We start from the raw sequence: 5,519 nt of genomic DNA, 5'->3' as shown, positions 1-5,519 counted from the left end.
TTTCTGTCATTCCTGCCTTTACTCCCCCCGGCCCCCCTATGCTGGAAGTGGAAAATATCTCGGTTTTCCGCGGTGAACGGCTGGTTCTCGACCGGGTCGGATTCACGCTGGAGGCAGGTTCCGCCCTGCTCCTGACCGGACCGAACGGCGCGGGCAAGTCCACATTGCTGCGGGTGCTGGCGGGTTTGCGCAAACCTGAAGGCGGCCATGTCCTGTGGTCGGGTGTGGATACGCTGGCCGACCGCAGCGAGCACGCCAGCCGCGTGGCCTATCTGGGCCATCAGGACGCGCTGAAACCGGGGCTGACGCTGCGCGAAAACCTGACGCTGGCGGCCAGATCCGGGGGGGGAGACCCCGATTCATGCATGAAATCGCTCAATATTCTGGGGCTGGCCGACCTGCCGGCGCGCATGCTGTCCGCCGGGCAGAAACGCCGCGCGGCACTGGCGCGCGTACTGCTGGCGCGTGCCCCGCTATGGCTGCTGGATGAGCCGAGCCTGGGGCTGGACATGAACACGATGGACCTGCTTGGCACACTGTTTGCGGCCCACCGGCAGGCTGGCGGAATCGTGATCGCGACAACCCATGTCCCCCTGCCCCTGCCCAACGCCCGGACGCTGGCGCTGCCCGGCCTGAACGAATCCGACATCCCGCAGCCGATGGAGGATTTTCCCGAGGATGACCTGCTGTGAAATTCCAGATTCCCTCCCTCATCATGGCCATTCTGGAACGTGACCTGCGCCTTGCCCTGCGCCATGGGGCGGATACGCTGGGCGCGGTGCTGTTCTTCATCCTTGCGGGCGCGCTGTTCCCGCTGGCCCTTGGCCCCTCGCCCGAACTGCTGCGGCGCATGGCCCCCGGCATCGTATGGGTCTGCGCGCTGCTGGCGGCCCTCCTGCCGCTGGACAGGCTGTTCGGCTCGGAACTGGAAGACGGATCGCTCGACCAGCTTCTCATGACCGGGCTGCCCCCGTCGCTGATCGCGCTGGCCAAGATCATCGCCCACTGGCTTACGACCGGCCTGCCCCTGCTGCTGGCGGCGGGGCCGCTGGCCATCATGCTGGGCATGCCGGGCAGCAGCATGGTGGTGCTGCTGGCGGGGCTGTTCCTGGGCACGCTCATCCTGTCGCTGATCGGCGGCATGGCGGCCTCGGTCGTGCTGGGTGCGCGCCGGGGCGGGGTGCTGCTGCCGCTGCTGGTGCTGCCGCTGACCACGCCCGCGCTCATTTTTGGCGCGGCCGCCCTTGATGCGGCACAGACCGGCCTGTCATGGGGGCCTGACCTGGAACTGCTGGGGGCCTTCCTCGCCGGGGCGATTCCGCTATGCCCGCTCGCAGCCGGGGCGGGCCTGCGCGCGGCGGTGGAATAAGGCCCGCCGCACTACCTTGACGGCGTGGCGCCGGTGGCTGGCGGGGTGGAAGGCGTGCCCACGTCAAAGGGCAGCGTTCCCTCGCCCGTATCGCCCCCGCGCGTACGCATGCGCCAGTGCAGGACATAATGCCCCGGTGTCAGGGCCACGGTGGTGGAAATGACCTGCTGCTCGTCATCAACGGGCGAGGCAGGCAGCAGACGGGGTGCGCCATCCGGCCCCAGCAGGAGCAGGCGGGCGCGGAAGGGGTCGATCACGGTGTCAAATGACAGCCTGAGCGCGACATTGCCCGCCGCCACCGTCTGCCCCGCCGCCGGTGTGGCCTGAACCAGCACCGGCGCGGCGAAAGCCTGCGCCACGCCCCCCACGCCAGACAGGATGGCGACAAGGGCCAGTATGCGCGGCATTGTGGAAAAGGACACGGGCGGGCACCTCCGGCATGGACTGAACTGCCGTGTGTATTCCCCACATACACGCAGGGCGGCAAGACCCCCGTCCCGCCGCCCTGCCGTGCATGTTCCGAAACGGACGCGCCGTGTCAGATATAATGTTCCTCAAGCGGCCGGAGGCCGTTGAACCCGGTCGAGCAGTAAGTGGACACGTACGCCCCGGTGGAGAGCAGTTCGATCCGGTCCCCCGACTCCAGGCCAAGCGGCAGGGCGTAAGGGGTCTTTTCGTACATGATGTCCGCGCCATCGCAGGTGGGACCGGCAATGGCGACCGGGCCGGTTTCCATGCCGTCATGCGCGGTGCGGATGCCGTAGCGGATGGCTTCGCCCTCGGTCTCGGCCAGGCCGCCGAAACGCCCGATGTCCAGATAGACCCAGCGCACGCCGTCATCAATGCCACGGCGGCTGACCAGCACGACCTCGGACGAGACCACGCCCGCATCACCCACGATGAAGCGCCCCGGCTCGACAATCATTTCCGGCAGGTCATTGCCGAAATGTTCGGTCATCGCGTGGCTGATCGCCAGCGCGAAACGGTCGATGCCCGGCACGTCATCACGGTAGCGGATGGGGAACCCGCCGCCCAGATTGACCATGCGCAGGTCCAGCCCCGCCGCCTTCAGGTCGGTGAACAGCATGCCCACGCGGGCGATCGCGGCTTCGTACGCGCCGGTCGCGGTCTGCTGGCTGCCAACGTGGAAGGACAGGCCATAGGGGTCCAGCCCGAGGTCTCGCGCGCGCAGCATCAGGTCGCGGGCATTGTCCATGGTGGTGCCGAACTTGCGCGACAGGGGCCAGTCCGCACCCTCGTTTTCCACGATCAGGCGGCAATAGACGCGTGAACCGGGCGCATGGCGCGCCAGCTTGTCCAGTTCTTCCGCGCAGTCAAAGGCGAACATGTCCACCCCGGCCGCATGGGCGCGGGCAATGGCCGAGGCCTTCTTGACCGTGTTGCCGAACGAGACATCGGCCGGGCGTGCGCCCGCGTCGAGGCACATGGAAATCTCTTCCCACGAGGCGGCATCGAACGCCGAACCCAGACCCACCAGGCGGGTCAGGATTTCACGGGCGGGATTGGCCTTGACCGCATAATAGATGCGGGCGAGCGGCAGGGCATCGCGCAGGGCGCGATAGCGTTCCTCCACCCGGTCCACATCAACGACAAGGCAAGGCGTAGCAGGAGACTGCTCAACCAGATAACGAGCGATTTTGGGAGTCATCGCACCCAAATCCCTTCTGTACTGCCGCCCGATGAACACAATTCTGGAATTGCACAAACGGACAGATGTTGCGAAACGGTCTAACGGACCAGCGACCAATAAGGACCCCCGCCTGCGCGGCAGCCCGATTGCCAGAACGCTTGACGTCGTTGCGTAACCTCAGAGGGCCAGTGGCACGTGCGTTGTTGCGTAGGGAGCGCATATGCGGACAATACGCACGGGACGCAACAGAAAAATCACCCATTCGAAAGGTTTTTTCATCTAGGATGCGCCCACCGTGGCACAATCCCCACACGACGGCCCCGCATGGCGGCCCGATGATACCGGCCCGCACCGGCCACCCACAGCATAACAGGACACAGAGCCCGCATTGGCTGCATCACCCTCTACCCGGATCAACATGACGGACATGCCCCCGCCAGCCCACGTGCTGCCTGACTTTTCCATGCAGCAGGTCCGCAAGGTGCTGCGCCAGGTGGCCCGCAACATCATATCCGACCAGATCACTCTGGCCGCGGCGGGCTGCGCGTTCTACGCCACCCTGTCGCTGTTCCCGGCGATGAGTACGCTCATCTCCCTCTATGGCCTGCTGTTCGACCCGCAGACGGTGGAACCGCAGCTTGTGGTGCTGCGCAACCTGCTGCCCCCTTCGGCCTATGACGTGATCGGCGCGCGCATTCACCTGCTGGTGGCGGAGTCGCATTCCTCGCTCACGCTGAATCTGATCATATCGACCACCATCGCCACGTGGTCGGCCTCGGCCGCGACACGCTCGCTCATCATGGCGATGAACGTGGCCTACAACACGCCGGAAACACGCAGCTTCGTGCGCTTCCAGGCCATGGGCATGGCGCTGACGTTCTGTTCGATCTGTGGCGGCATCCTGACGCTGGCACTCATGGTGGCGCTGCCGTTCCTGCTGGATTACCTGCCCCAGCGACTGGAGGTCGCACCACCGGCGGGTTCGGTGGAACTGCTGGTGCGCATGGGGGGGCCTGCCCTCATGCTACTGTTCGTGCTTTCACTGTGTTCCGTGCTGTACCGCTTCGGGCCAAACCGGCCCCATACCTACTGGCGGTGCATCCTGCCCGGTTCGATCGGGGCGACGGTGCTGTGGCTGATCTGCTCGACCGGCTTTTCCTATTACGTCAGCCACCTGTCGGGGTACAGCGCCACCTACGGGCCGCTGGGCGCGTTCATCGCCATCATGATGTGGTTCTATGTCTCGGCCTATGTCGTGCTGCTGGGCGCCGAGCTGAACGCAGGGCTGGAAATCGAGATGGACCTGCGCTGCGCACCGGGCAAGACGATGGAAGGCTGGACCAAACACCAGCGCTTCTGACCTCCCCCTTGAAAACAGACAAAAGTTTCTGGGTGCCGCCTTTTTTCAAAAAGGCGGCGTCACCTGAAGCTTTTTGCAAAAAGCTTCACCAGAAACTTCCTTAAACAGGTTATCCGGCCCCGCAGGGTCAGCGCGGGGCGCTGGCGACCTCGTCTTCCTCACGAGCGGGTTCGATATCAACCGTCGTCGCCCCGGCGGACAGGATGCCAAGACGGCGCGCGGCCCCGGCCGAAAGGTCGATGATGCGGTGCCCGAAATAGGGGCCACGGTCATTGACCGTCACCACCACCGAGCGGCCCGTCCGGCGTGAATGTACGCGCAGCCGCGTGCCAAGCGGCAAGCGGGGGTGGGCGGCAGTCAGCGCGTCGGGGTCGAAGGTCTCGCCCGATGCGGTGGCGCGGCCCTTTTGCAGGCGTGTTCCATACCAGCTTGCAATGCCGTGCTGGCTCCAGTCCGGCGGAACATCCGCCATGACCGCTGGCGCCACCACGCTACGCGCATCATGCCGTACTGTCGCGCAGGCCGCAGGTTCGGTGCCGGAGAGGATGGACATGCAGCACGCCAGCACGACCGACACACCAGGCCATGCCGCCATGCAACGCGCCCGTCCATCACCCTGCCGGTGATCGGGATACCCTGTCATGAACCGACCCATACCACATTGCGTGCCCGATATCCTACCAATACGTGCCCTGCCGCGCGCGCCGGGCATGAACGGGACTTGGAACACGGCGGCGGGCGTGCTAGGCGCGTGCATCATGGAGCGCCCTCTCATTGCCGTGCTGAACGGCCCCAACCTGAACATGCTCGGACTGCGCCAGCCCGAGGTGTATGGTCATGCCACGCTGGATGATGTCGAACAGGTCTGTGTCCAGGCAGCCGAACGCCTGGATGTGGCCATCGACTTCCGCCAGACCAATGGCGAGGGGGAACTCGTTTCCTGGATACAGGAATGCCGGGGCCGCGCACGCGGCATCATCATCAACCCGGCGGCCTATTCCCACACCTCGGTTGCACTGCTTGACGCGCTTCTGGCCGTTGATCTGCCCGTGATCGAGGTCCACATTTCCAATATTCACCGCCGTGAAGACTTCCGCCATCACTCGTACGTCTCCCGCGCCGCCATTGGCGTCATATGC

Annotated in this window: 7 protein-coding genes; 4 read left to right on the top strand and 3 right to left on the bottom strand. The window is 65.3% G+C overall.

Annotated features, from left to right (window positions below; translation table 11 throughout):
• The first annotated feature begins 38 nt into the window (after positions 1-38).
• Together ccmA and ccmB are read left to right on the top strand one after the other, a co-directional pair.
• Entirely contained in the window at positions 39-692 is a 654-nt protein-coding gene (gene ccmA / locus DY926_RS12350) for a heme ABC exporter ATP-binding protein CcmA (RefSeq protein WP_116703643.1), read from the top strand.
• A 23-nt stretch (positions 693-715) separates the two neighbouring features.
• Complete coding sequence (ccmB, locus tag DY926_RS12345; RefSeq protein WP_186336163.1) at positions 716-1,369, top strand: heme exporter protein CcmB; 654 nt, start codon at positions 716-718, stop codon at positions 1,367-1,369.
• 11 nt (positions 1,370-1,380) lie between these two features.
• Here ccmB and DY926_RS12340 read toward each other — a convergent pair whose 3' ends face one another.
• Both DY926_RS12340 and DY926_RS12335 read right to left on the bottom strand, forming a co-directional pair.
• Complete coding sequence (locus DY926_RS12340; RefSeq protein ID WP_116703641.1) at positions 1,381-1,791, bottom strand: copper resistance CopC family protein; 411 nt, start codon at positions 1,789-1,791, stop codon at positions 1,381-1,383.
• A 116-nt stretch (positions 1,792-1,907) separates the two neighbouring features.
• A complete protein-coding gene (locus tag DY926_RS12335) occupies positions 1,908-3,038 on the bottom strand; it encodes a type III PLP-dependent enzyme (RefSeq protein ID WP_116703640.1) in 1,131 nt (376 codons plus the stop codon).
• 409 nt (positions 3,039-3,447) lie between these two features.
• On the opposite strand from DY926_RS12335, the gene DY926_RS12330 reads away from it, so the two are divergent.
• Positions 3,448-4,380 carry a YihY/virulence factor BrkB family protein gene (locus DY926_RS12330; RefSeq protein WP_408886061.1) on the top strand — a complete coding sequence of 311 codons (933 nt, stop codon included), beginning with the start codon at positions 3,448-3,450 and terminating at the stop codon, positions 4,378-4,380.
• 127 nt (positions 4,381-4,507) lie between these two features.
• Here the strand turns inward: DY926_RS12330 and DY926_RS12325 are convergent, their stop codons facing one another.
• Positions 4,508-4,975, bottom strand: coding sequence for a septal ring lytic transglycosylase RlpA family protein (locus DY926_RS12325; RefSeq protein WP_116703638.1), 468 nt, complete (start codon positions 4,973-4,975; stop codon positions 4,508-4,510).
• 163 nt (positions 4,976-5,138) lie between these two features.
• On the opposite strand from DY926_RS12325, the gene aroQ reads away from it, so the two are divergent.
• Positions 5,139-5,519, top strand: a 381-nt coding sequence (gene aroQ, locus DY926_RS12320; protein ID WP_116703644.1) for a type II 3-dehydroquinate dehydratase, incomplete at its 3' end; no start/stop codon positions are given.

It is taken from the genome of Komagataeibacter melaceti (assembly GCF_003403295.1).
Lineage (GTDB): Bacteria > Pseudomonadota > Alphaproteobacteria > Acetobacterales > Acetobacteraceae > Komagataeibacter > Komagataeibacter melaceti.
Note: the sequence above shows the minus strand (reverse complement) of the source record. Positions and strands in the feature narration are given on the sequence as shown.